Below are 24,339 nucleotides of genomic sequence, written 5' to 3'. Positions count from 1 at the left end.
ACCCGGCCTGTGAGGCCTCGGCTCGTCGTTTCCTGTTGTGGAAACGCTACGTTGCCTTCACCGACCGGGCAACGAGTTTTTTAATTAAAAGTTGCGTTATCCCAGTTGGTTGCGGTGAAATCGTTGCAATGGCGCGAGTGGTTAACGCAACAACGGTCCTCTGTTCGTTGCAATGGATGAAAAGTGAACGCTTCACGGCAACGTCTGTACGGGCCCAGACCCAAGCGGCCCGTGCGGAAGACCCCGTCGAGGACGGCGTCCGGCGGCTGCGGGCGGTGGTAGCGGTGGTGGTGGCCCGTACTGTCGTCCGATGTGATCACTCGATCGTGAGTTCCTCTGCTCTCGCGGACGGCCTGACCGATGCTCGGAAGAACGGCGCGTGATCGGCGCGCCCGGAAGTCCTGGGTGGGAAGAACGTGACGCGAGAAGCAGGACGGCGTGACGGCCTGGACGAGCAGGCGGTGCTCCTGGTGGCCGGGCTGGCCGATCTGGCGCTGAGCACGCTGGGTTCGGCCGTGGGGACGCTGCGGGGGCTGCTACGCCGCTCGGATGCCGCGGAGCTGGCGACGGAGGCTGAGAACGAGCTGGTGGCGCGTGGACGCCTGGTGCTGGACCGGTACGCCACCGCGCCACCGGCCCACCTGGAGATCCTGGCCCGGCGTGCCCGGGCCCGGAAGGGCGCCGATGACGTGTGACGGGTGGGAGCCGGCCGCGTTCAAGACCCGTATCGACGAGGTGCTGCACCGCTTCGTGGCCGAGGAGGCCGATCGGTTCGCCGCGATCGATCCGCTCCTGACCACGGTGTCCGAGCAGTTGGAGGCGGCGGTCGCGGACGCAAACGGCTGCGAGCGGCGTTCTGTTACTGGGGCTGGCGCGCGGCGGGACAACCCGACAGCGACGCTCTGGTGCGGGCCGCGGCGTCCATGGAGCTGGTGCATGCCGCCGCGGTCGTGCACGACGATCTCATCGACGACAGTCCGCTGCGGCACGGACGCCCCACCGCGCACATCGCCCTGCGGGGTGCCGTGCGGGGCCGTCCGCGCCCGGACGCCGCCGCGAGGTCGCTGGCGATGCTGGTCGGCGATCTGCTCATGACGCTGGCCGGGCAGCTGTTCGCCACCAGCGGTCTGCCCACCGCCTACCTCGCCCGGGCCCGCCCCCTGTGGTCGGTCATGGCGCGCGAGCTGATCGCGGGCGAGTGCCTGGAGATCCTGGCCACGGGAGCCGGGCCGGACATGGCCGCGTCGCTGAAGGTGATCCGTTACAAGACGGCCAAGTACACCGTCGAGCAACCCCTGCTGATCGGCGGCGCCCTGGCCGGGGCAGGCGCACGGCTGCGTGACGGGTACTGCGCGTACGGGCTGCCGCTGGGCGAGGCGTTCCAGCTGCGGGACGACCTGCTCGGCCTGTTCGGGGACCCGGAACGCACCGGCAAGGCCAACGCCGACGACGTGTGCGGCCACCGGCCCACAGCCCTGCTGGCGGAGACCTGGCGCCTGGCCGACGACGACGACCGTGACCGGCTGCGCGCCCTGCTGGGCCGGAGCCGCGCGGAAGCGGACGCCCTGGACGCGGTGCGCGAGGTGATGCGCCGGCTGAGGGCGACCGACCGCATCGAGGACATGATCAGCGCACGCGTCCGGGAAGCCCTCGCCGCTCTCCACGAACTGGACGTCCCCCCGCGCGCCGCGAGCGCGTTGACCGCGCTGGCACAGGGCACGGCGGACCGCCTGTCCTGAACGCCTTCGATCCCGCTCGGCACACAGCCCACGCCTGCCCGGCCGCACCCTCCGCCGGCCGCCGAAAGCCCGAAGAAACGAGGAGCCCGCCATGACCTGCACCGAGGCATCCATGGACGCCCTACGGCACGCCGGCGACGAACTCGCCGACGCCACCGTCGCCGCGCTCTTCGAACGCGGTCAGGTGGGTGCGTTCAACAGCCTGATGCGGTACGTCTCCACCGCCGGGGCCCCCCTCCCGGACGGGCTCCCCGACGTCGCCCGGGACTACCTGGAAGCCACTCGTGTGCCGCCGGCCTGGGTCGACTGGGCGGAGATGGAGAAAGCCCGGCTGTTCTTCATCGACAACAACGTGCACATCTCCACGGCGCTGTCCTTCGCCTCCATGCCCGCCTGCTACGTCGTCCCGCACGTGGCGAAGCTGCTGTCGGCGACCCACGGACTGCAATACCCCTCCAAACGGATGGCGGAGACGGGCCAGTTCACCGTCTACCTGATGCAGCCGGACGCCTTCGAGAGCGGCAGCCGCTTCATTCCCGCCGCCCAGAAGGTGCGTCTGCTGCACGCTTCCATCCGCCACCACCTCCAGCGCGAGAACCGCTGGGACACCGCCGCGCTGGGGACGCCGATCTGCCAGGAGGACATGATCGGCGGGCAGATGTTCTTCTCCCTGCTCGTCCTGGACAGCCTGCACCGCCTCGGCATCCACATGTCGCAGGAGGGCGCCGAAGCCTACTACTACGCCTGGCGCGTGGTCGGCGCCATGCTCGGCGTCGGGCAGGACGACGTCCCCCGGACCCTGGAGGAGGCCCGCGCCTTCCTCGACCTGTACATGATCCGGCACATGGGGCCTTCCCCGGAGGGAGCGCACCTGACCCGGCAGCTCATCGATCTCTACGAGGAGGTCGTGCCCGGCACCTTCTTCGACCCGATCGTCTCCGCCCTCGTCCGCCATCTCATCGGCGACACCTGCGCCGACTGGCTCCACGTGCCGCAGACGCGATGGGACGCCGTCGTCAAGGCGGTGCCCCGTCTTCTCGGCATCCTCGAAACCGTCGAAGACCGTTCCCCGCTCGGCGCCTGGGTCCTGGACCGTCTAGGCCACCTGACCACCGTCCTCGAGCTGTCCTCGCTCACCCGCGGCCGTGTCATGCACTACGCCATCCCCGAACAGCTCAAGAAGGACTACGGCGTCTCCGGCACGGTGACCCGCACCCACCGCTGGATCCCGCCGGCCGCGACGGCTTACTGAGCGACCAACGCTCGAGCGTCCGCGACACGTGCTCAGCGGCCCTGACACGGGACTCGGCGCACGCGGTCCTGATCCGTCGGAACCACGACGCCGGCTCAGGTACCCCGGCCCGGAGTCGCACCCGGCCGAACCGCTCGACGTGGTGATGCCGCGCATCCTGCCCTGGCGGAACCGGACGGGTTCCGCCAAGGCGTGGTCGGAGCGTTACGGCCGTGTGTGCGTCCCGCGTCTCACCTGGTGCGGTGGGCGGGTCAGCGGGTGTAGGTGGTCCGCTGTTCCTTGAGGGAGGCGCAGTTGGAGCCGATCACCTGTACGTAGGTGTTGGCGATGCCGCCGCCCCAGTCGACGCAGTGCCCCTTGCCGATGACGTAGGAGGGTCCTGCGTACGAGGTGTAGCGCCCGTAGTCGTCGTCGCCCTCGTTGGTGTCGGGGACGTAGATCCAGGCGGACATGTCCACGGTGGCGCCGGGGTTGTTGCGGATGGTGACGACGCAGTTGTTGCCGTTGGTGGAGTTGTAGGCGAGGTAGACGGTGCCCAGCGAGCCGACGGCAGCGGAGTTCACGGTCTTGTAGCCGCTCCCGCAGACCTTCTGCGGGGTGGTGTTGGGCGCTGCGGAGGCGGGTGCCGCCAGGGCGGTGGTGGCCCCCACCGCCAGAGCGGCCAGTGCGGCGGCGCCCAGCATGGAGTGAGTGAAGCGCATATTTCCCCCTTGTGTACTTAGGAGTTGGTTGCTCCTGCCTTATGTGACGGGCGGGGCCTTCGGATGGTTGTGCCGGAGTTACTGGTGTTTTCAGTCATAACTGGCGGCACGATTGGCCGAGTTGGGGCGCAACCGAAGGGGCGTGAGCGGCGAGGCCCCTGGTCGCGTCCCGCCGGACTGCTTCCGGGTCCCCGCGTCGGCCCGGCCGGCTCGCGTTGTCCGTTACGGCGTGGCGGTGAAGGAGCGACGACAGGAGCGGGGCCGCACGCATCGGCGGCGTACGAACCGGGCGGAGCGGCGCGTACGAGAAGAGTGACCGCCCGGCGCGGCCCGGCGACGAAGAGGGATCACGCCCGCCGCGGGGAGGGGACGATCCCGCCCGCGAGCTGGGCCAAGGGCGTTCCGCGTGCCCACAGCCGAAGGCGGGGGCCGTCGATCAGGAACGTGTGGGGCTCGCGCGCGGCCCACGCCTCGTCCCGGTGGGTGAAGGTGCCCCGGTGCACGACGAGCCGCAGCGGGGGCCCGGCCCGACCCCGCGACAGAAGCCGCGCCCGGCAGGAACAGGCCGACTCCTCGTCGGGCAGCGGCTCGGCCACGGGCCGGAACGCCACGTCGAGCAGCCGCCCGTGGCCGTCGCGAGCGGCGAGATGGTGGGTGTCGTGGCGAGGAGGCGGCAGCACCCGCCAGCCGTCCCGACGGAGGATCCTGGCCACGGCGAGCACCAGCTCGGGCATGTCCAGCTCCGCCAGTTCCTGGGCGGTGTAGTACCCGCCCCGCCGCCGGGCGGGCCGCCGGGACCGGCGGCGAAGGACGGCGGCGATCGCCAGGAGCGGGGCGAGCGACAGCGCGCAGGCCGGACCGCCGAAGGCGCGGTAGGCCAGCGCGAGCCCCCCGAGCGCGGCGCCCACGACGACGACCGACGCGGCGAGAGCGGGCAGCACCTCGCGCAGCCTCGGTCCGTAGCGGCCCGACGCACGCAGCTCGCGCACGGCTCGTCGGCGCCGGTCCCGCGCCGACTCGCCGGTCCGCCCCCGCTCCCGCTCCCGCCTTCGTGCCATCAGGGCCGGCCCCCCACCCCATACACAACGATGCGTAGGAGGTGGATACCCGGCCGGGTCGGGGATCGCGCCCGGATGCCACTTTTCCGCCACGGCCTTGGCCGAAGAGTGCTCAACGGGCCGTTGTCAGTGGTGGGTGACAAGCTGCTGGTCATGGACGAGGTTGAGTTCTTGCGGGGCCGGGTCTACGGCGCCGATCACGACGACGCGGGACCCCGCCCGGAGCGCGTGTACGTGCAACTCGTGGGCGGCCCGCTGGACGGGCTGCTCCTGGACGTCACGGACCGGTCCCCCCACGAGCTGCGCGAGGTGGCGCTCATCACCGAGATAGGCCGTTACGGACTCGGCGGCCGCGCCCTGTACGGACGACGTGTCGGCGACGACCGCCGTTTCGACTGGCGGGGCGACGCGCCGGGCGCCCCCTGAACCAGCACTGCTCCCGTAGCGGCGCTACTTCAGGTGGGGTCCGTCAGTACTGGCCGGTCCGGAGAGCCGGAACCGCCCGGCGGATCTGGTTCAGCCGCTGGAGGTGCTTGATTCCGCAGGGCGGGAGGGCGGCGGATCGCGCCGGGCGGGGGTGAACGGAACGATGGCTTCCAGGCGGGGAGGGTGATCAAATGTGCGAATGTCCACAAGATCCACACTCTCCGCCCGGATGCCGACCGCCGCGCCCGTGCTCCGACATGGCTGGCACAGGCTGCTGATCGGCCTCTTCCTGCTGGGGCGCGTCGCCCGTGTCCCGGCCGCCATGGACGCCACGACCGGGGCGACTCCTTCGGGCTGGTGGAACGTGGTGTGGGAGGTGCTCGCCCTGGTGCTGGCCGCCTTCGCGGTGAGCGAGTGGGAGATCCTCCAGGCCGCGTCCTGGCGCATGTCCGTGGGGCAGTGGATCTGCATGGTCGTCTTCCATGTAGGTCTGCTCGCGTTCCTGGTCTCCCAGGTGCTCCAACTGCTGTAGGCACCCGCTTTCTTGACGGTGGGTCAGCGGTGATGGGTCCGTTTGTTCGATCGTACGAACATGGCTCCGATGGGGTTACTTCTGTCGCCGCGACTTGATAGGAAACTTTCCTGTCAGTCGCAGTGCAGAGTCACCCCACCCCCCACTCCTCACCTGGAGCCACTGTGGTGCACATATCCCGGCCGGTCGACGGCCCCACTCCCACCTCCCGCCGCCTCTTCCTCGCCCTCACCGGCGCCCTGGCGGCCGCGCCGCTCCTCGACGCCCACCGGGCGAGCGCGGCCACCGCCGCCAAGGGCCTCGACGACCCGGCGAAGAAGGAGATCGCCATGAAGCTGGTGTCGAGCGCCGAGAACTCCTCGCTCGACTGGAAGGCGCAGTACCAGTACATCGAGGACATCGGCGACGGCCGGGGCTACACCGCCGGCATCATCGGCTTCTGCTCCGGAACCGGCGACATGCTCGACCTCGTGGAGCTCTACAGCGACCGCAGGCCCGGCAACGTCCTCGCCAGGTACCTGCCGGCCCTGCGCGAGGTCGACGGCAGCGACTCGCACTCCGGGCTCGACCCGAACTACCCGAAGGACTGGCGCAGGGCCGCCCAGGACACGGCCTTCCAGCAGGCCCAGAACGACGAGCGGGACCGCGTCTACTTCAACCCCGCCGTGCGGCAGGGCAAGACCGACGGGCTGCGCGTCCTCGGCCAGTTCGCCTACTACGACGCCATCGTGATGCACGGCGACGGAACCGACCCCACGAGCTTCCGCAACATCCGCAAGCGGGCGCTGGCGAAGGCGAAGCCGCCGGCCCAGGGCGGCGACGAGACGACGTATCTGAACGCCTTCCTCGACGCCCGGGTCTGGGCCATGAAGCAGGAGGAGGCGCACAGCGACACCAGCCGGGTCGACACCGCCCAGCGCGTCTTCCTGCGCAACGGCAACCTCGACCTCGACCCGCCCCTGGACTGGAAGGTGTACGGCGACAGCTTCCACATCGGCTGACCGCCTCGGCGTGATCCCGGTCGGAGGCGGCGTGCCGGTCCGCGGCCCCACGCCTGACCCGGTACCTCGACATACCGGTGGGTCAGGACGCACAGGGGGAACAGGACGGCGAGGAACCGCCGCTTCCGGCGCGGGAACGCCGTGGTCCAGCGGCCGATCGGCGGCTGGGCTCGGTAGCCCTTGCGGTATCGGCCCAGCCGGCGGCGGGCCGGCCGCCGGGCCCGGCCCGAGCGGTGCACGGAGCGGCCGGCAGGCCGGGCGGCCCGCGGATGACATGGCCGCCGATCGGGGCACGACGGCCCGGTGTGTGGTGCGGCTGGGGCGTAGGAGGTGGGTTCGGGGGTAGTCGGGCCGATATGAACGGGGTAGTGAAGGCGGTCCGGATGGAACCTGTCCCGCCCGACCAGGGTGCTTCCGTCCCTGACGGAGACCCTGCCGAGACCACGGTGGCGCTGGACGGCAAGGACGGTTCCATCGCCCGGGCGCGTCGGCTCACGGGCGAGTTCCTCCGTCGCGTGCAGGGACGGCACGGCCTGGTCGTGTCGGCCCGGGCCCTGGATCTGTCCCAGCTCGTGGTGAGCGAGCTGGTCACGAACGCGCTCAGATACGCGCCCGGACCGGTCCTGCTCCAGCTGCGTATCGCCGGGGCCGCGGTGGAGATCGTCGTCTGGGACAGCGATCCGGTGCTGCCGGAGCCACGGCCGCCGGACCCGACGCGGGTGGGACAGCACGGTCTGGAGATCGTGAGGGCGGTGACCGAGGAATTCGACGTCGCACGGGAGCCGGTCGGCAAACGGGTCGTCGCCCGCCTCGGCCTCTCCGACTGACGCGGACGACGGACACGGGCGACTGGCGCGGACACGCTCCGATCGACGGGGAAGCATCCTGCTCGTGCCCGTGACCCGGCGGCGGCCGGTACGTCGCGGGTGCGCGCACCGGCCGCCACCGGCTGACTCGTGTCAGGGCTGGAGAGGAAGAGTGGCGCAGTTGGACGTGACGGGCCTGCCGTTGAGCCGGTCGGTCAGCCACGAGATCGCGTCGCCCTGGTCGACGAGCAGCGGTGCGAAGTGGTTGATCAGGGAACGGCCGAGACCGGGCAGGACCACCGGCTTGTAGGTGACGTCGGCGCCCTTGGCGCACCACGCGACGGCGAGGGCCCGCGCCTGGGCGTGCGGTACCAGGTCGTCGGCGGTGCCGGTCGCCACCCGCACCGGGGACGCCGGCTCGAGGGCGCCGATGCGCTGGTCGGCCAGGAACGCCTTCAGGGCGGGCTCGGACTGGACGATGTCGCTGAGTGAGCGCCCGTCCGTGGTCCAGGCGGTGCTGTCGGCCGAGTTGTACGAGAGCAGGGCGTCGCCCACGCACATCGTCGACAGGTCCTTGAGCGCGGCGCGGCCGGCCGCGTTCAGGTGCGCTTCGGCGATCGGTACCAGAGCGGGATCGGACTCCAGGAACCCGTTCACCGACCAGCCCAGCGCGCCGGCCAGGTCGCCGCCGTCGATGGCCTTGGTGACGGCGACCAGGTCGGCGGGCGGCGCGCCGGTGTAGGTCCCGGCGAGGGTGACGTCGGGGGCGTACGACGGCTGGAGTTCGGCGGCGGCGGCCGTGGCACCGCCGCCCTGGCTGTAGCCGAACAGCGCCACCCGTGAACCGGCCGTCAGCGACGTGCCGTCGAGGGAACGGGCGGCGCGGACGGCGTCCAGGACGGCGTGGGCCTCGTCGACCCGGTTGACGTAGGTGTGCAGCCGGTCGGTCGCGCCCAGTCCGGTGTAGTCCGTGACCACGACGGCGATGCCCCGGGCGAGGAGACGGTAGATGGCCAGGTCCTCGTAACCGACGGACAGCGTCTGGCCGTTGACGAGGAGGGGGTGTTCGAGGCCGAGGGAGGCGGCGCACTGGTCGCCCTGGCCCATCGTGCCGGGGGCCACGACGACCAGCGGCCGTGGTCCGCTGCCCGTCCATCGGGCCGCCGGTTCGATGTACGCGCCGGTGACCGCCATGGGACGGCCGGCGGAGTCCGTGGACTTGTACATCAGGCGGGTCGCCGTACCGGGCAGCGGTCCGTCGACGCCCGGCAGGCTCAACGCCAGCGGGAGCGGTTCGGAGCGGATCAGGGCACCGTCGGCCGCCGGAAGGGCGGCTGGCGGGTTGTAGAACGTGGGGATGGTGACGCCGCGCGAGACCACGGCGTCCGACTGCGGGGTCGCGTCGGCGGGTACGGCGGTGACGCCGAGGCAGGCGGCAGCGGTGACGGCTGCGGCCAGCAGGCGGGTGGGGGCGGGCATGGCGGACCTCCGGGGAGGGGGGAGGCCGAGCCTTCGTCTGCGGCTCGGGTGGCGGACGGCCCGGTGGGGTGCGGACCGTGACGACCGAGCGGTACGGGATCCCGGTCGTCCACCGTTGTCCCGCACCGCTCTTAGACGAACTGTCAGGACCGTAGCGAGGCCGGGGTTACCTCGGGTAGCGGTCGGCAGGTTACGGTTCAGTAATATGACCGCCCGGTAGCAAGTCCGAAGCCTTCGCCGAGTCGATCAGATGCGGCACATCGAACGCCTGGAATCGGCCCCTTGGCGGCAATGTCCGACAAAACAAGACCCCGGGGTTGCCTGTCGCTAGCGTCCCGAGCCATGAACACCGACCGCACGCGCGGCGCGCACCTCGGCGACCACGACTCCCGCGACGACGCCTTCGTGCCGCCCCAGCCCGGCACCCACCACTCCTCGACGCAGACGGCGACCGCGAGCGGCAGCGCCAGGATCACGCAGAAGAACACCCAGTTGAAGTTCTCGATCCCGGTGATCGGGCCGCTGCTCAGCCTGGCGTACGGCCATCCGCTGATCGCCGGACTCACCGCCGTGGCGGTCGTCGGGGGAGGAGGCGCGGTGGTCGCGGGCGCCCTGCCCGACTCGACGTCCTCGCCCTCGACCGCGCTGGTGCGCGGCTTCGTCATGGAACTGTCGGACAACGAGAAAGCGCCCACCGGCTACGACTTCACCTCCACGCCGCCCGTGGTCGCGGACGCCGGCACGGACGCCCTCTACGTCCAGGGCGGCTTCCTGATGTCCACCAGCGGCAGACTGGCCTCCTGGGGCTCGTCCGAGCCGCCCACGGCGGAGGGCTGCCGGAAGGCCGTCACCGAGAACCCGGAACGGAGGACGGCCGTCTCCGTCGGGTACGCGATGTGCTACCTCGACCGCAACGGCGACCCCGGCTACATCACCGTCACCGCGTCCGGCGCCGACTCCGTCACCGTGGACACCGCCCACCTGGCCTGACCCGAGCGCTGCCAACAGGCCCGTGAAGCCGGTGTGGTTGACTGGGCTCGTGTTGCACGAGTCGGTCTTCCGCACCACGGACCTGCCGGTGAACGACCGGTTCGAGGCGTGGGCGGAGCGCATGGGCCGGACCCACGCGCCCATGCGGCTCAGCAGCGACCGCGTCGCGGACTACCGGGGCAGCCAACGCGTGATCGCGCTGGGCGACGTCGTGCTGTGGCCGGCCACCTTCGACCACCTGGTCTTCCGTCGCACGCCGCAACTCATCCGCCAGTCCGACCCGGAGACGTACCACCTCTCCCTCCTGCTGAAGGGGGAGGGCGCGGCCGACTGGGGCAGACAGCAGGCCGCCTACCGGATGAACGACTTCCACATCAACTCCTCCTCGCGGTCGTGGGAGGTCTTCACCGGCTCCGAGCCCGTCACCGTCCTCGGCGTCGAGGTGCCGCGTGCCCTGGTGGCCGTACCCGGGCGCCGGGCGGACCAGGTGCTCGGCAGCCTCCTGTCCGGCCGGGAGGGGATCGGCGCGCTGCTCTCGCAGTTTCTCCGCCAACTGGTCGCGGACACCTCCTCGTACCAGCCCTCCGACGCGCCCCGGCTGGGCACGGTCGTCGCGGACCTGGTCACGGCCCTCTTCGCGCACACCGTGGACGCCGACCTCCGGCTCCCGCCGGAGACGCGCGAGCGCACCCTCACGCTGCACGTCAAGACCTTCATCCACCGGCACCTGGACGACCCGGACCTGACCCCCGCCGCGATCGCCGCCGCACACCACGTCTCCCGCAGCTACCTCTACCGGCTCTTCCAGGCCGAAGGTCTCACCGTGGCCTCCTACATCCGCGACCAGCGGCTGGAGAACGCCCGCCGTGACCTCGTCGACCCCCGACTGCGCGATCTGCCCATCCGCGCTGTCGCCGCCCGCTGGGGATACCCCCGGGCCGCCGAGTTCACCCGGGCGTTCCGCACCGCCTACGGCCTCCCGCCCAGCGAACTGCGCGAACAGGCGCTGACCGAGGCGTAGGACGTCCGTCGCCGGCAGCGCCGGTGGACGCTCCGCCAAGCAGGTGTGGACCCTGCGCCAACGACACACCACCCGCCCCTCCCGCATCCTGGTGACCACCGCGGCGCACCGCCGCGACACCCGGGGCCGTGCCAGGACGACGGGGGAGTCCTGGCACGGCACGGACACGTCCGGCCGCGCACACCGCTCACGGACGGCCCACGGATGATCGAGTGGTGACGGCCGGGCCACGGGCGTACGGTCTAACGGTGGACCCGACGGCGGACGCCTCCGTCCGCCGAACTCTCCCCAGGGCCCGCTTCCGAGCGGGCGACACGCCATGAGCAGCCTTCCGCAGCCGACCTCAGCGCCCCGGACCACCACCCGACAGGACGGTGGGGGCAACCTGATGGCCCTGCTGGTCATCGCGTCGTGTCAGCTGATGGTGGTCCTGGACATCACCATCGTGAACATCGCGCTGCCGGACATCCAGCGCTCCCTGGACTTCTCCACCACCAGCCTGGCGTGGGTGGTCAACGCCTACACCCTCACCTTCGGCGGCCTGTTGCTGCTCGGCGGCCGGGTCGGCGACATCCTCGGCAGACGGCGGGTGTTCATCTTCGGGGTGCTGCTGTTCGTCCTGGCCTCCCTGCTCGGCGGACTCGCCCAGAACGAGGCCCAACTCCTCGCCGCGCGCGCCCTCCAGGGCGTCGGCGGCGCCATCGCGTCCCCGACCGCCCTCTCCCTGGTCAGCACGACGTTCCCGGAAGGGCCCGAGCGCAACCGGGCGTTCGGGGTCTTCGCCGCGGTCTCGGCGGGCGGCGGCGCCATCGGCCTGCTCGCGGGCGGCATCCTCGTCGAGTACCTGAACTGGCGCTGGGTGCTGTTCGTCAACGTCCCCATCGGACTGCTCATCGCCCTCGCCACGCCCCGCTTCATCAAGGAGTCCGAACGCCACCCCGGCCACTTCGACATCGCCGGCGCGTTGACCTCGACCGTGGGCATGGTGCTGCTGGTGTACGGGTTCATCAGAGCGGCGCAGGAAGGATGGCGGGACACGCTCACGGTGGCCTCGTTCGTCGCGGCCGTCGTCGTCCTCGCGGTGTTCATCCTGGTCGAACGGCGATCGCGGCAGCCGATCACACCGCTGCACATGTTCGCCGACCGCAACAGGGCGGGCACGTACGGCATCATGCTGTGCCTGGCAGCCGCGATCTTCGGCATGTTCTTCTTCCTCACCCTGTTCGTGCAGAACGTGCTCGGCTTCAGCCCGCTCGCGGCCGGGTTCGCCTTCCTGCCGGTCAGCGCGGTCATCGCGGTCGGCGCCGGCCTCGCCTCGCGGTTCCTGCCCACGTACGGCCCCAAGCCCTTCATGGTGGTGGGCGCGCTCCTCGCGGCCGGCGGCCTGTCCTGGCTCACCTTCACCGACGTCGACTCCACGTACGCGGGCAGCGTCCTCGGCCCGATGCTCGTCTTCAGCCTGGGCATGGGCATGGAGTTCGTGTCCCTCACGCTGATGGCGCTCTCCCACGTGTCCCCGCTGGAGACCGGCGCGGCCTCCGGGCTGCTCAACGCCACCCAGCAGGTGGGAGGTTCGCTCGGCCTGTCCATCCTGGTCACGATGTACGGCACGGCCAGCCGCAACGAGGCGGAGAACCAGGTCCCGGCCTTCCTGGCCCAGGCGACCCCCGCCGAACGTCTGCGCTTCCGGCAGACCGGGCAACTCCCCGACCCCTGGGCCGACGAGGTGCTCACCGCCGGCGTCTCGGCCTCCTTCGTGATGGCGGCGATCTTCACGATCCTGGCCGCTCTGATCGCGATCGTGGTGATCCAGGTCCGGCCCTCCGACCTGGAACGCCTCAAGGGCGACACGGCCTCCGGCGGCGGCTGAGCCGCGACCCGCCGTCAGCAGCGGTGCGACTGCGGGGTCTTGGCGACGGCTCCCGCACGACGTCACCGGGTCGGCATGCTCGGCCCCATGGTGCTTCCGCGGCGCCGGTGACTTTCATGGCTCGCGCGGCTCTCATGGCGAGAGGGAAGCGGTCGGCCTCCAGACGGATCCGGACGTCGTCGTCCGGGGCCGTGACGAGGACGAGGGGGCCGTGGCTCGCAGGACAGCCGTCCGGTTAGGGTCCGGACATGGGGCATCGAGACGTGGGAATTCTGCATCCGGGAGCCATGGGTGCACGCGTGGCGGCGCAGGCGGTGGCGGCGGGAGCCGTGGTCCGGTGGCTGCCGCAAGGGCGGTCGGCGGCGAGTAGGGAGCGGGCCGCCGAGTACGGGCTTCTATCCGCCGCGAACATCCGGGAACTGGCCGCGACCTGCGAGATCGTGCTGAGCGTCTGTCCTCCCGCCGCCGCGCTCGACGTCGCCGGTCAGGTGGCGGCGGCGGGTTTTCACGGCGTCTACGTGGACGCGAACGCGGTGAGTCCCGAGCGGATGGCCGACATCAGCGGTGTGTTCGAGGGCGGCGCGGTGACCGTGGTGGACGGGGGGATCACGGGACCGCCCCCGCGCGAGGCGGGGCGGACCCGGCTCTATCTCTCGGGCGACGACACGGCCGTGGCCCAGGTCTTCGCCCTGTTCGACGGCACGGCGCTCACCCCGGTCACCCTGGCGGGGCCCATCGGCCGGGCGTCGGCGCTCAAGCTGGCCTTCGCCGCGTACAACAAGATCTCGTATGCCCTCGCGGCCCAGGCCTGCGCGCTGGCCGACGGGCACGGCGTGCTGGACGACCTGCTCGACCTGGCGCGAAGTCTGCTGCCGGAGACCCCGCTGGCCGGGACGGAACACCTGGCCGGCGCCGGGCCGCGGGCGTGGCGCTGGGAGCCGGAGATGCGCGAGATCGCCCGGGCCTGCCGGGCGGTCGGCGCACCGTCCGGCTTCGCCGAGGCGGCCGCGGAGACGTTCGCCCGGTGGGAAGCGCACAAGGACGATCCGGCCGTGACCGGGGAGCAGTTGATCGCCGATCTCGTCCAGGGGACCCCGTCGTCCACCTCGGGCGACGGGACGGGTTTGCCGTCGCGGTGAGCGGCAACGCGATGTCCATGAGTGAACCGAACAGGAAGACGAATGAACAGTCCGCAGCCGAGCGGGTGACCGCGTCCAAGGCCCGGCGCACCGCTGACAAGGCGACCGCTCCGGCGGCCCGCGCCGCGAAGAGCGCCGCGACGAAGACGGACGACGCCGCATCGGCCACCAAGGCCGGAGTCCAGCGCTCGGCCGAGGTGACGACCGGTGCCGTGCAGAGCGCGGCGCAGAGTGCGTCGCGAGGTGTCGAGGCGGGCCGTCAGGCCATCGTCGCGACGTCGGGCCAGGTCGCCGCGACCGCCAAGACGGCCTGGACGGTCATCGCACACCGGAAGCTGATCGCCGCCGGTGTCGGCGCCGGCCTGTCCGTGCTGACCGCCACGTCGTACGCCGTGGGGCGTCGTTCCGGCCGTGGGCCGCAGGGCCCGCTCACCCGGCTCACCGGCGGTCGGATCTGACCCTTTCCGGTCGCGGTCAGGAGATCGGCCCCCGGCGGGAACCCGTCGGGGGCCGGGTCGTGTCCGGCTCGATCTTCGCTTCCGGGAACGTCTTCGGAGCGGCGAGCGCCGTCCCGTCGTCCACCGCGCCTCCGCTCCCGCGCACGCAGGCGGCGCGCGCTGTCTCCTCCCCGCGTCGGCGGGGCGAGCGCGGCGACGGGGCCGTCCGGCATCGGCCGAGCCGGTCCCATGCCCGTGGTCTCCGGCGCTACTTGATCCGTCCGACATCTTGACCTTGCTCCGAGCCCAGGCTTAGCGTTCCCGCGTCACGTGTGATTGAAACGATTCAAAACGCGAACGATCATCTGGGAGCACTCATGCCGGTACCGGTCGGGCAGGGCGACGGAATGTCACGGCGAGCGGTGCTCGCCGCCGGGGCGACGGCGGGCATCGCGGCCGGGATCGTGGCCGCCCTGGGATCCGGGACAGCCGCCGCGGCGGCGCCGTCCGTCAGCGGGGCGACCGGACCGGCAGCCGACTGGTTCGCCGCTCCCGCCCGTTCGGTGCGGCCCAAGTTCCGCTGGTGGTGGCCGGACGGCCTGGTGAACCCCGACGAGATCGCCCGCGAGGTCGACCAGATCGCGGACGCGGGATTCGGCGGCGCGGAGATCGCCGCCGTCCATCACAGCGTCAAGGACAAGTCGGTACTGGACACCGCGCACCACGGGTGGGGCAGCCGGCCCTGGCGCGACGGTGTCGAGGCCGCGCTGCGCCGGGCCGCGAGACGGGGCCTCACCATCGACCTCACCCTGGGCCCGAGCTGGCCCGTCGCGGTCCCCGGCGTCACCCCGGACGACGAAGCGGCCGCCAAGGAACTCGTCCACGGCCGGGCCTCGTTGAGCGCCGGAGCCACCTTCCAGGGACCGGTGCCGCCGCCCGTGCACGCGCCCGCCGCCGGTGTGACCCGGCAGCGGCTGTTCGCCGTACAGGCTGCCCGCGTCGAACCCGCGTACTCCACCCGCAAGGAGACCGGACTCGACCTCGCCAGCGTCCGCGACCTCACCTCCACCGTCGCCGAGGACGGCACCCTGACCTGGACGGCCCCCGACGCCGGGGAGTGGACGCTGATCTCGTACTGGACGCGCGGCAGCGGTCAGCAGCCCGAGTCCGGACCGCACTCCGCGCCCGCCGCCTACGTCGTCGACCACCTCGACCCGGCGGGCACCGCGGCCGTCACCCGCTACTGGGAGCAGGACCTGCTGACCCCCGGCCTGCGGAGCCTGCTGAAGGCGGCGGGCGGCGCCTTCTTCGAGGACTCCGTGGAACTGGAGACGGACGGCCTGGTCTGGACTCCGTCGTTGCCGGACGCCTTCGCGAAGCACACCGGCCGGCCCCTGCTGCCCCACCTGCCCGCCCTCGTCCTGAGCAACAGCAACCAGGTGTTCGCGTTCGAGGCACAACTGACCCGGCAGATCAGACACGACTTCTGGGAGACCTTCTCGGAACTGTTCAACCGGCACCACGTGCGCGCGCTGCGGGACTGGGCCCACTCCCTCGGCATGACCCTGCGCGCCCAGCCCTACGGACTCCAGACCGACGCCATCGAGTCCGCGGCGATCCTCGACATCCCCGAGGGCGAATCCCTCGGCTTCAAGAACCTCGACGACTTCCGCTGTCTCGCGGGCGGCCGGGACATGGCGGGTCACACGGTGCTGTCCTGCGAGTCGGGCGCCTACAACGGCTCTGCCTACAGCACCACCTGGGACCGATTCCTGCGCACCATGGGCGGCGCCTATGCGGCGGGCGTCAACCAGACCGTCGTCCACGGGTTCTCCTACGCCACCGTGCCCGGCGCGAGCTGGCCCGGCTTCGCGGCCTTCAGCCCCTACAACGGCGGCCCCGGATACGGCGAGTCGTGGGGGCCCCGGCAGCCCAGCTGGCATCACGTGGCGGACATCGCCGCCTACCTCGGCCGGGTGCACGGCGTACTCCAGTCCGGTACCGCCCGCGCCGACGTCGCCGTCTTCCGGCAGACCGGCTACGCCGCCACCGGCATCGGCGCGTCCTGGTTCACCGCGACCGGTGTACCGCTCGGCTGGACCCACCAGTTCCTCAGCGGTCCGCTGCTCGACCTGCCGAACGCCACCGTCTCGGGCGGCCGGCTCGCCCCGGACGGACCGGCCTACAAGGCCCTGTTCGTCGAGGGCGACTTCTTCTACTCCTCCACCCCCACCCTCGCCACGGCCGATGCCCGCCGCCTGCTGACACTGGCCGGGGCGGGGTTGCCGATCGTCCTGCTGGGCGCCTTCGACCAGCCGCTCACCCCCGGCGTCCCCGACGACGGCGAGAACGACCGGCTGCGGGACCTCCTGACCCGGCTGCTCGCTCTGCCCAACGTCACCCGGGTCACCGACAAGGCCGCCGTGGGCGACGCACTCACCGGACTCGGTGTCGTCCCCGACGTACGCCACGCCACAGCCTCCACGCTCCTCAACGCACACCGCGTCACCCGGGACGCCGACTTCTACTACCTCTGCAACGGCAAGCACGCCGAGACGGTCAAACCGCCCGTGGCCGCGATCGACCACCAGGTGACCCTGCGCCACACGCGCCGGACACGCGGCGGGACGACGATCCCCTACCTGCTCGACCCCTGGACGGGCGAGGCCACGCGGATCGCCCGGTACACCGAGGACGACGGCGACGTCACCGTGCGGGTCGCCCTCCAGCCCGGCCAGGTGATGATCGTCGCCCTGGGGCGTCCGGGACTCTTCGGCGACCGGAACGGGGCCAGGCCGCACGTCGTCGACACGGACGCCTCCGAAGCCCTCTTCGACAGGGGTTCGCTGACGATCCGTTCGACCGAGGCGGGCACCCGCACGACACGGCTGTCCTCGGGCCGCACGGTCACCACGGCCATCCCGTCCGTACCCGCCCCGATCACCGCGGGCCGCTGGCAGCTGGACGTCGACGACTGGTACCCCGGTTCCGCCCCCACCCGTACCGACCACGTCCACCGCACGCTGACCCTCGACACGCTGCTGCCCTGGTCGGCGATCCCGGAACTGGCGGACTCGGCGGGTATCGGACGCTACCGGACGACGATCGACCTGCCGTCCGGGTGGACCTCCGCGCACGGCGCCCACCTGGAACTCGGCCAGGTCTCCGACACAGCCCGGGTCACCGTCAACGGCACCGGCGCCCCGGTCGTCGACCGTCTCCACCCGGTCGTCGACGTCGGCCCCCTGCTCCGGCGCGGCCGTAACGTGATCGAGGTGGAGGTGGCCGTCCCGCTCGTCAACCGGCTGCGGGTCGCCCAGCCCGCGGTCTTCGGAGCCGTCGCCCGACAGGACTTCGGTCTCGTGGGCCCGGTACGACTCGTGCCGTACGGGCAGGCCACGGTCGGCTGAGGAGAGGGGGGCCGGAACCCGGCACACCCCGGCGACGCCTTTCGGACGCGTCCGGGTCGCCGATACGACGGCCGGCCCGGCCCCCTCACCGACCTTCGTCGCGACGTTCCGGACCATCGGCCGACTGCGTCCCCCGCGCGCGTCCACCACCGTAAGGACATGGAGCGAACCAAGGGGATCAGCCGGGCCGGGTTCCTGGCCGGGACGGCGGCGGCCGGCGCGGCGGCCGTGCTCGCACCTGCGGGCCGGGCACACGCCACGGAACGAGAGCGCGGACTGCGGCGTCGGGGCGTCGTCTACACGGTGGGGGAGGGCGAGACCCCCGCCACGGGGTGGACGGCCGAGCGGATGCGCGCGGACCTGCGCGCCATCCGCCAGGACCTGCACGCCGACACGGTCGACGTCACCGGCGACGGCGTGGAACGTCTCGCGGCGACCGCGACCGAGGCGGCCGAACGCGGCCTGCACGTATGGCTTCAGCCCACGCTGGGAGACGTCCCGGCGCGGGACATCCTCGAACACCTCGCGGAGACCGGCCGGGTCGCGCAGCGCCTGCGCCGACAGGGCGCGAGCGTGGACCTCAGCGTGGGCTGCGAGTTCTGGCTCTTCGTGCCCGGCATCGTGCCGGGCGGGACGGTGCTGGAACGCGTACGCAACCTCATGAACGGGACCTACGACCCCGTCGTCATGCAACGCCGTCTGGACGCCTTCACGGCCCGTGCCGCAAGCACCGGCCGCTCGGTCTTCGACGGCCGGCTGTCCTACGCCGCCGCACAGGACGACCAGGTCGACTGGTCGCTGTTCGACATCGTCGGCATCGACTACTACTCCTCCTTCCCGCGACCCGCCGACCATGTGAGGGAACTGCGCCGCCACACCCGCCGGGGGAAGCCGCTGGCCATCACCGAGTTCGGCGCCTGCGCCTATGCGGGCGCCCCGGACGCCGGCGGCATGGGCTGGGACGTCGTCGACCACGACAAGGACCCGGAGGAGATCAAGGGCCACCTGGTCCGCAGCGAACGCACCCAGGCGGAGCACCTCACCACACTCCTCGGCGTCTTCGAGGCGATGGGACTGTACGCGGCGATGGCCTTCGAGTTCGTCACCCCGGACGCCCCGCACCGCGCCGACGACCCCCGCTACGACCTGGACATGGCGTCCTACGCCGTCACCAGAACCGTCCGGAACCGCCCCGGTCACCCGGAAGCCGGCTGGCACTGGGAACCGAAACAGGCCTTCCACGCCCTGGCCCGCCACTACGGCCCCCGCGCCGCGCCGCGTTGAGAGGCATGGAACGGCCGGTCGCGGTTACTCCGTCGTCATGGCACGCACATCGACATCCGACCATGACGACGCCGAGCCCGGGACGACCGGTCGGGAGCGGACGGCGGGGCCGGACGAACTGGTGGAACGGCGGGCGCCGGACGGGCCGGGGCAGTTGCCGAAGCACTCCTGGTCGGCCGTGGTCAAAGGCGTACTGCGGGAGTTCCAGGACGACGAACTCACGGACCGGGCCGCGGCACTGACGTACTACGGGGTGCTGTCGCTGTTCCCGGCTCTGCTGGTGCTGGTGTCGCTCCTGGGTGTGGCGGGGCAGTCGGCGACCGACGAGGTCCTCGACAACCTCCGCAAGGTGGCGCCGGGTTCGGCCCGGGACATCATCAGTGACGCGGTGCAGCAACTTCAGGGCCGAGGCGGCGTCGGCTCGGTCATGGCGGTCGTCGGTCTCGTGCTGGCGGTGTGGTCGGCCTCCGGCTACACGGCCGCCTTCATCCGCAGCGCCAACGCGGTGTACGACATGCCCGAGGGGCGGCCGGTGTGGAAGGTGCTGCCGCTGCGCGTGGGGGTGACGGTGGTGCTTCTGGTGCTCGCGGTCGCCAGCGCGCTGATCGTGGTGTTCACCGGAGGTCTGGCCCGGCAGGCCGGCGCCGCGCTGGGCATCGGCGACACGGCGCTGACCGTGTGGTCCATCGCGAAGTGGCCCGTGCTGGTGGTTCTGGTCACGATCATGATCGCTCTGCTGTACTGGGCGACGCCGAACGTCCGGGGCCGCGGACTGCGGTGGATCACGCCCGGGAGCGTGGTGGCCCTGGTGATCTGGCTGGTCGCCTCCGCCGGCTTCGCCTTCTACGTGGCCAGCTTCGGCTCGTACAACAAGACCTACGGGACGCTGGCCGCGGTGATCGTCTTCCTGGTGTGGCTGTGGATCAGCAACATCGCGATCCTGCTCGGCCTGGAGTTCGACGCCGAGCTGGCCCGGCAGCGGGCCGTGGCCGGCGGACTGCCCGAGGACGAGGAGCCCTACGTCCAGCCCCGGGACACCCGGGCCTGGAGCGAGGACGACCGGCGCGGCGTGGAGTGAGCTCGCGTTCAGATCACCGGGAAACCGAAGGAGTACCCCTGCTGCCGCAGCCACGGCAGGACCTCGCGCAGGGCCGCCACGGTCTGTGAGCGGTCCCCGCCCGCGTCGTGGAAGAGGATCGTCGGGCCGTTGGACACCTCGTTCTCGACGGTGGCGACGATGGCGGCGGTGCCCGGCCGCTCGAAGTCCTTGGTGTCGACGTTCCAGCCCAGCGGCCGCATCCCGCGGGACGCGGCGAGATCGCGGCTGTAGGGAGTGAAGGCGCCACCCGGAGCCCGGTAGTACACCGGGCGGACGCCCCCGGAGGCCTCGGTGATCATCCGTTCGGCGTCCAGGATCTGCTGCGACTGGTAGGAGTCCGGCTTGGTGTCCATGGTGGTGTCGTGCGACACCGTGTGGTCGCACAGCCGGTGTCCGTCCGCCACCACGGCCTTGACCAGGTCGGGGTGGGCCTGGGCCTGCGAGCCCACCATGCAGAAGGTCGCCTTCACACCGTTCTCCCGCAGCACCTGCAGGACCTGCGGCGTCCAGTCGGGGTCCGGACCGTCGTCGATGGTGATGTTGACGCCTCGGGCACCGTGGTCCGACGCGTGGGCGATGTCCACCGACACCCGGGCCGGCAGGGAGCCCGCGGCGGAGGGGCTCGCAGAGGCGCCCGCTCCCGCCTTGCCTCCGTCCACCGGGCCGGCCTGCGCGGTCCACACCGAGGTGACGGCGGCCATCGCCGTCACACCCACCGCAGCCGCGATAACCCGGCCGTACCATCCCCGCCCGCCATGCCGCGCCATGTCTGCCCTGTCCGTGTCGTGTCGGAGGATCCCGCCCCTCGGTGGATCCCGTGCAGATGTCAGGACGGGGAAAAGGCACGACAGGATCCGCCTGTTACCGACCACGGACAATTTCGCGGAGGTTCCGGGACGCGAGGGGGGCCGCGCCCGCGCCGCAGGGTGGTCCGGCGACCGTCAACGCGAGGGCCACGCGCCGCCCGTTGCGGTAGCGGTGTGCACGGTCCCGGCCCGACGGCGATGCCCACGGCGTACGCCACGAGCCCTGGGAGCCGTCCCGTCCGGCGGACCTGAGCCGCAAGCGGCGCCCCCGCGCGTCGACGATGTGGCGGCCCCGGTGGTGGACAAGAGGCGGCCGCCAATCCTCCGTCGCCGGGACGGCGGACCCGGCGGCCGACGCCGAGGCGGTGGCGCCCCTGGCCGAGACGGGCGGAGACCGGCGCGGTCCGTGCCGGGAGCAGCAGCGGGAGAACCACGGCTGTAAATGTAAGGGGCATGACAAGGCGGGCTCCGCATCCCACCCGGTTGCGGGCCGGGTCGCATGGCGAACGGCGACCGTGGGCCTGCGCGTTCGCGGCCGGGATGTCCCGGAGGCCGAGGGTGGCGCACGCTCGCGACGTGCCTACCCGCGGCGCCCGGCGGCGGCTCCGGGGAGCCGGGCGCCGGGGCCTGTTCGTGCGGCAGGCGTCACCAGGCGTGCGCGACGTCCACCACGAGGTGGTCGGCCAGATGCTGCACCCGGAACGGCAGGCGCGCGCGTACGCCGAGCCCGAACTGCGTCACCCCCTCGAAGCTCCCGGCGAACCGGGTGTCCCGGAAGGTGCTGTACCCGGCGAGGTTCACGCCCGGCAGCGGCTGCGCCACCCGTCCGGGATAGGTCGAGGCGCCGGTCTCGGGGTCGTAGGAGGGCGCGTTGACCCGCACCTCCAGGATGGCGCCGCCGCCGACGGCGATGGCGCGGCCCGAGCCGTCCTGGTAGAGCCGGTCGACGTACGCGACCGAGAAGCCGAGTTCTGCGGCGCCCGCGCCCGGGACGTCGACGACGAACCGGTCGTAGCAGTCGTGGCGTCCGGTTCTGACGTTCGTCAGCGGCGTCGACGTACCGGCGGAGTACGTCTTGGCCAGGCTGCCCCAGCCGGTGGGACAGGCGACCGCGGCCCGGGTGGCGGTGGCCGGGGAGGCGGTCGCCGGGACCGCGGCCACGCCGAGGGTGGCGGTCAGGAGGGCGGCGGTGGCCCAGACGGTTCTGCTTCGCACCATGATGTCCCCCGAAGGTTGAGTGTCGGACATGAAAGGAGACAGCCCGATTGCCCCGAAGGTTGCGCTGTTTTCCGTATCGATCCGGCGCGATGTGACTCGCGGTCGTGGACGGGAGAGCGCCCCGCCGGGGCGGGGCGGGCGGTCGGCTCGCGGACGGACCGGCCCGGGTGGGGCCGTCAGCTGTTCAGCGCCTGTTCGACGGTGGGGTGGCAGTCGATGAGGGCGTCGAGCCCCACCACGTGCAGCACCCGCTCGACGGGCTTCCGGGCGCCGGCGATGCGCAACCACCCCTGGGCGGCGCTCACCTGTCGGTGGGCGGTGACGAGGACGTTGATGCCGCTGGAGTCCATGAAGGTCACGCTGCTGAGGTCCGCCACGATCCGAGGCGGTGCCGCGCCGTCGGGGGATGTCAGCGCCTGGCTGAGGACGTCCCTGCCGTCGTGGTCGATCTCGCCGCGCACGGTCACGACGAGCACGCCGTCGACCACCGCGGGATGCACGGAAAGCCGGTCCGGCCGGTCTTCCTTCTGGATGTCGGTCACCGTCTCCTCGACTCAGCCTCTGCTTGCCCGGTCGGGCCGGGCGCGGACGATCCATCCCGGTGCTCCGACGGTCTCCGGCCGGCGCGCCCAGCCTTCCCCTGTCGGCCGACGACTTCGTCGGGTGCTGCCCTCCGTCCGCCGCCCGAGACAATACCTCACTACCCCGTGCACGAAAATCTATTGTGACTGAAGTAGACATTGGCCGGTGATGTGGTTATGGTTTCTCTCGTAGCCCAGAGAGACCGAAGGCCCGGCAGACACGAACTGCCGGGGAGCGACAGTGCAGTTGCAGTGCGCAGGACGGTGCGGCGGTGGAGTTCCGAAGCCAGAGCGGTTGCAGGACGGCGACGGGACTGACGGCCGGACCGGGTGGCCCGCAGATCAGGGGGCCGCAAAGAAGGCCGGCGCCGTAGCAGGGCCGGCAGATGGTGAAGCAGTTCCCTGGGGCCCTGGCACCGTACGGTGCCAGGGCCCCACTGCGCTCTCCACACAAAGGGCACAGGCGACAGCAGACGACTTCCGGTGTTGCACAGCCGTCTCGACGACGACTGTCCGCGCGGCGGCCTCGAGACGTCACCGCAGCAGCCCTTTCAGGCTGCCGAGGCGACGCCGACGCCGAGGGCGATGAACAACCAGCCGGTCGTCAGTTCCCAGCGGTGGCGGATCTCAGGGCGGGCGAGGAACGCCCGCAGCCGCGCGGCTACGGCCACCAGAACGAACCAGTAGGCGACACCGATGACGATGTCCAGGGTGCCGAGGAAGAAGATCTGCCGCGATGCCGAGCCGCCGCCGTCCGCGAACTGCGGAATGACGCTGAGGAAGAACAGCGCCGCCTTGGGGTTGAGCACATTGGTGAGAAGGCCCTGGGTGAAGCCGGACCGCCACCGGCCGCGGGCCGGATCGTCCTTCTCCGGCTCGTGCGGACCGGTGCCCTCCTCCGGGTCGACGGCCACGTCCTGCCCGGCCGCCTTCCGTGTGGCGGTCCGCTCACGGGCGGCCCGCCGCGCGCCCAGCACGGCACGGACTCCCAGATGGACGAGGTAGGCCGCGCCCAGCAGCTTGACGGCGTCGTAGACCGCCGGGGAGCGGGCGGCGATCAGCGACAGTCCGACCGCGGCGGCCAGCATGTGCACGCACAGTCCGGTCTGGGCGCCCAGCGCCGCGGCCCGCCCTTTGGCGGGATGCTCGGTGGCCGATCTCACCACCACGAGGAAGTCCGGGCCGGGGACCACATACGCCACCAGCACTACGCCGAGGAAGCCGACGAGATCGACCGACATCCGTTCTCCCTTTCGTAGGCCCCGCGGCCGGGTCGCGGCGCGAGGATCGCTCGTCCAAGAGGCCGGGTGCCCCGGTCCGGCAGGCCACGAGGGCCCGTCTGCTGCCTGCCCACCGCCGGACGACACCCTTTCCGGGAGCGGACCGCCGGATACGGGGCGTCACACCCTGCGGGCCGCGCCCGGACGGCCGAGATCCGGTGAGAGCCATGGGCATCCGGTACCCGCTGACGGACCGGGACAGGCGGACGA

At 71.8% G+C, this 24,339-nt stretch carries 21 protein-coding genes and 1 pseudogene; 15 read left to right on the top strand and 7 right to left on the bottom strand.

The features are described 5' to 3' along the window. The first annotated feature begins 416 nt into the window (after window positions 1-416). The 3 genes and pseudogenes from QF030_RS05315 to QF030_RS05305 all read left to right on the top strand — a co-directional run bounded on the left by QF030_RS05315 (window position 417) and on the right by QF030_RS05305 (window position 2,991). Entirely contained in the window at window positions 417-695 is a 279-nt protein-coding gene (locus QF030_RS05315) for a polyprenyl synthetase (protein WP_307161480.1), read from the top strand. After that, window positions 685-1,739 (top strand): annotated as a pseudogene (locus tag QF030_RS05310) (polyprenyl synthetase family protein). Before QF030_RS05315 ends, QF030_RS05310 begins: the two are co-directional and overlap by 11 nt. Window positions 1,740-1,830: 91 nt before the next feature. Then, window positions 1,831-2,991: an oxygenase MpaB family protein gene (locus QF030_RS05305; RefSeq protein WP_307161479.1), complete on the top strand. Its 1,161-nt coding sequence runs from the start codon at window positions 1,831-1,833 to the stop codon at window positions 2,989-2,991. A 251-nt stretch (window positions 2,992-3,242) separates the two neighbouring features. Here the strand turns inward: QF030_RS05305 and QF030_RS05300 are convergent, their stop codons facing one another. After that, window positions 3,243-3,692 carry a spore-associated protein gene (locus QF030_RS05300; protein WP_307161478.1) on the bottom strand — a complete coding sequence of 150 codons (450 nt, stop codon included), beginning with the start codon at window positions 3,690-3,692 and terminating at the stop codon, window positions 3,243-3,245. Window positions 3,693-4,039: 347 nt separating this feature from the next. Further along, window positions 4,040-4,750: a hypothetical protein gene (locus QF030_RS05295; protein WP_307161477.1), complete on the bottom strand. Its 711-nt coding sequence runs from the start codon at window positions 4,748-4,750 to the stop codon at window positions 4,040-4,042. Between the two features lie 153 nt (window positions 4,751-4,903). On the opposite strand from QF030_RS05295, the gene QF030_RS05290 reads away from it, so the two are divergent. The 4 genes from QF030_RS05290 (at window position 4,904) to QF030_RS05275 (ending at window position 7,536) form a co-directional block, all read left to right on the top strand. Continuing rightward, a complete protein-coding gene (locus QF030_RS05290; protein WP_307161476.1) occupies window positions 4,904-5,176 on the top strand; it encodes a hypothetical protein in 273 nt (90 codons plus the stop codon). Between the two features lie 199 nt (window positions 5,177-5,375). Continuing rightward, window positions 5,376-5,708 carry a hypothetical protein gene (locus tag QF030_RS05285; RefSeq protein WP_307161475.1) on the top strand — a complete coding sequence of 111 codons (333 nt, stop codon included), beginning with the start codon at window positions 5,376-5,378 and terminating at the stop codon, window positions 5,706-5,708. A gap of 164 nt (window positions 5,709-5,872) precedes the next feature. Beyond that, on the top strand, window positions 5,873-6,709 hold the full coding sequence (locus QF030_RS05280) for a chitosanase (RefSeq protein ID WP_307161474.1): 837 nt from the start codon (window positions 5,873-5,875) through the stop codon (window positions 6,707-6,709). A 383-nt stretch (window positions 6,710-7,092) separates the two neighbouring features. Next, window positions 7,093-7,536 carry an ATP-binding protein gene (locus QF030_RS05275; RefSeq protein ID WP_307161473.1) on the top strand — a complete coding sequence of 148 codons (444 nt, stop codon included), beginning with the start codon at window positions 7,093-7,095 and terminating at the stop codon, window positions 7,534-7,536. A 132-nt stretch (window positions 7,537-7,668) separates the two neighbouring features. Here the strand turns inward: QF030_RS05275 and QF030_RS05270 are convergent, their stop codons facing one another. Then, complete coding sequence (locus QF030_RS05270; RefSeq protein WP_307161472.1) at window positions 7,669-8,994, bottom strand: alpha/beta fold hydrolase; 1,326 nt, start codon at window positions 8,992-8,994, stop codon at window positions 7,669-7,671. Between the two features lie 342 nt (window positions 8,995-9,336). On the opposite strand from QF030_RS05270, the gene QF030_RS05265 reads away from it, so the two are divergent. The 8 genes from QF030_RS05265 (at window position 9,337) to QF030_RS05230 (ending at window position 20,223) form a co-directional block, all read left to right on the top strand. After that, window positions 9,337-9,984, top strand: coding sequence for a hypothetical protein (locus QF030_RS05265; protein WP_307161471.1), 648 nt, complete (start codon window positions 9,337-9,339; stop codon window positions 9,982-9,984). Between the two features lie 49 nt (window positions 9,985-10,033). Next, on the top strand, window positions 10,034-11,005 hold the full coding sequence (locus QF030_RS05260; RefSeq protein WP_307161470.1) for a helix-turn-helix domain-containing protein: 972 nt from the start codon (window positions 10,034-10,036) through the stop codon (window positions 11,003-11,005). 388 nt (window positions 11,006-11,393) lie between these two features. Then, complete coding sequence (locus QF030_RS05255; protein WP_307167473.1) at window positions 11,394-12,875, top strand: MFS transporter; 1,482 nt, start codon at window positions 11,394-11,396, stop codon at window positions 12,873-12,875. Window positions 12,876-13,123: 248 nt separating this feature from the next. Beyond that, the gene (locus QF030_RS05250; protein WP_307161469.1) at window positions 13,124-14,014 is read left to right on the top strand and encodes an NAD(P)-dependent oxidoreductase; all 891 of its coding nucleotides are present in this window, start codon (window positions 13,124-13,126) and stop codon (window positions 14,012-14,014) included. Between the two features lie 11 nt (window positions 14,015-14,025). Further along, window positions 14,026-14,472, top strand: coding sequence for a hypothetical protein (locus tag QF030_RS05245; RefSeq protein WP_307161468.1), 447 nt, complete (start codon window positions 14,026-14,028; stop codon window positions 14,470-14,472). Between the two features lie 356 nt (window positions 14,473-14,828). Further along, complete coding sequence (locus tag QF030_RS05240; protein ID WP_307161467.1) at window positions 14,829-17,861, top strand: glycosyl hydrolase; 3,033 nt, start codon at window positions 14,829-14,831, stop codon at window positions 17,859-17,861. A gap of 159 nt (window positions 17,862-18,020) precedes the next feature. Beyond that, on the top strand, window positions 18,021-19,145 hold the full coding sequence (locus QF030_RS05235; RefSeq protein WP_307161466.1) for an abortive phage infection protein: 1,125 nt from the start codon (window positions 18,021-18,023) through the stop codon (window positions 19,143-19,145). A 37-nt stretch (window positions 19,146-19,182) separates the two neighbouring features. Next, entirely contained in the window at window positions 19,183-20,223 is a 1,041-nt protein-coding gene (locus QF030_RS05230) for a YihY/virulence factor BrkB family protein (RefSeq protein ID WP_307161465.1), read from the top strand. An 8-nt stretch (window positions 20,224-20,231) separates the two neighbouring features. Here the strand turns inward: QF030_RS05230 and QF030_RS05225 are convergent, their stop codons facing one another. From QF030_RS05225 to QF030_RS05210, 4 genes are all read right to left on the bottom strand, one after another. Further along, the gene (locus QF030_RS05225; protein ID WP_307161464.1) at window positions 20,232-21,011 is read right to left on the bottom strand and encodes a polysaccharide deacetylase family protein; all 780 of its coding nucleotides are present in this window, start codon (window positions 21,009-21,011) and stop codon (window positions 20,232-20,234) included. A gap of 684 nt (window positions 21,012-21,695) precedes the next feature. Then, window positions 21,696-22,268, bottom strand: a complete 573-nt coding sequence (locus QF030_RS05220; protein ID WP_307161463.1) for an AMIN-like domain-containing (lipo)protein — start codon at window positions 22,266-22,268, stop codon at window positions 21,696-21,698. 176 nt (window positions 22,269-22,444) lie between these two features. Next, the gene (locus tag QF030_RS05215; protein WP_307161462.1) at window positions 22,445-22,810 is read right to left on the bottom strand and encodes an STAS domain-containing protein; all 366 of its coding nucleotides are present in this window, start codon (window positions 22,808-22,810) and stop codon (window positions 22,445-22,447) included. Window positions 22,811-23,400: 590 nt separating this feature from the next. Beyond that, window positions 23,401-24,090, bottom strand: coding sequence for a LysE family translocator (locus QF030_RS05210; RefSeq protein ID WP_307161461.1), 690 nt, complete (start codon window positions 24,088-24,090; stop codon window positions 23,401-23,403). Window positions 24,091-24,339 lie beyond the last annotated feature (249 nt).

This window comes from Streptomyces rishiriensis (genome assembly GCF_030815485.1).
GTDB classification, from domain to species: Bacteria; Actinomycetota; Actinomycetes; order Streptomycetales; family Streptomycetaceae; genus Streptomyces; species Streptomyces rishiriensis_A.
This window is presented reverse-complemented; position numbering and strand designations above follow the sequence as displayed.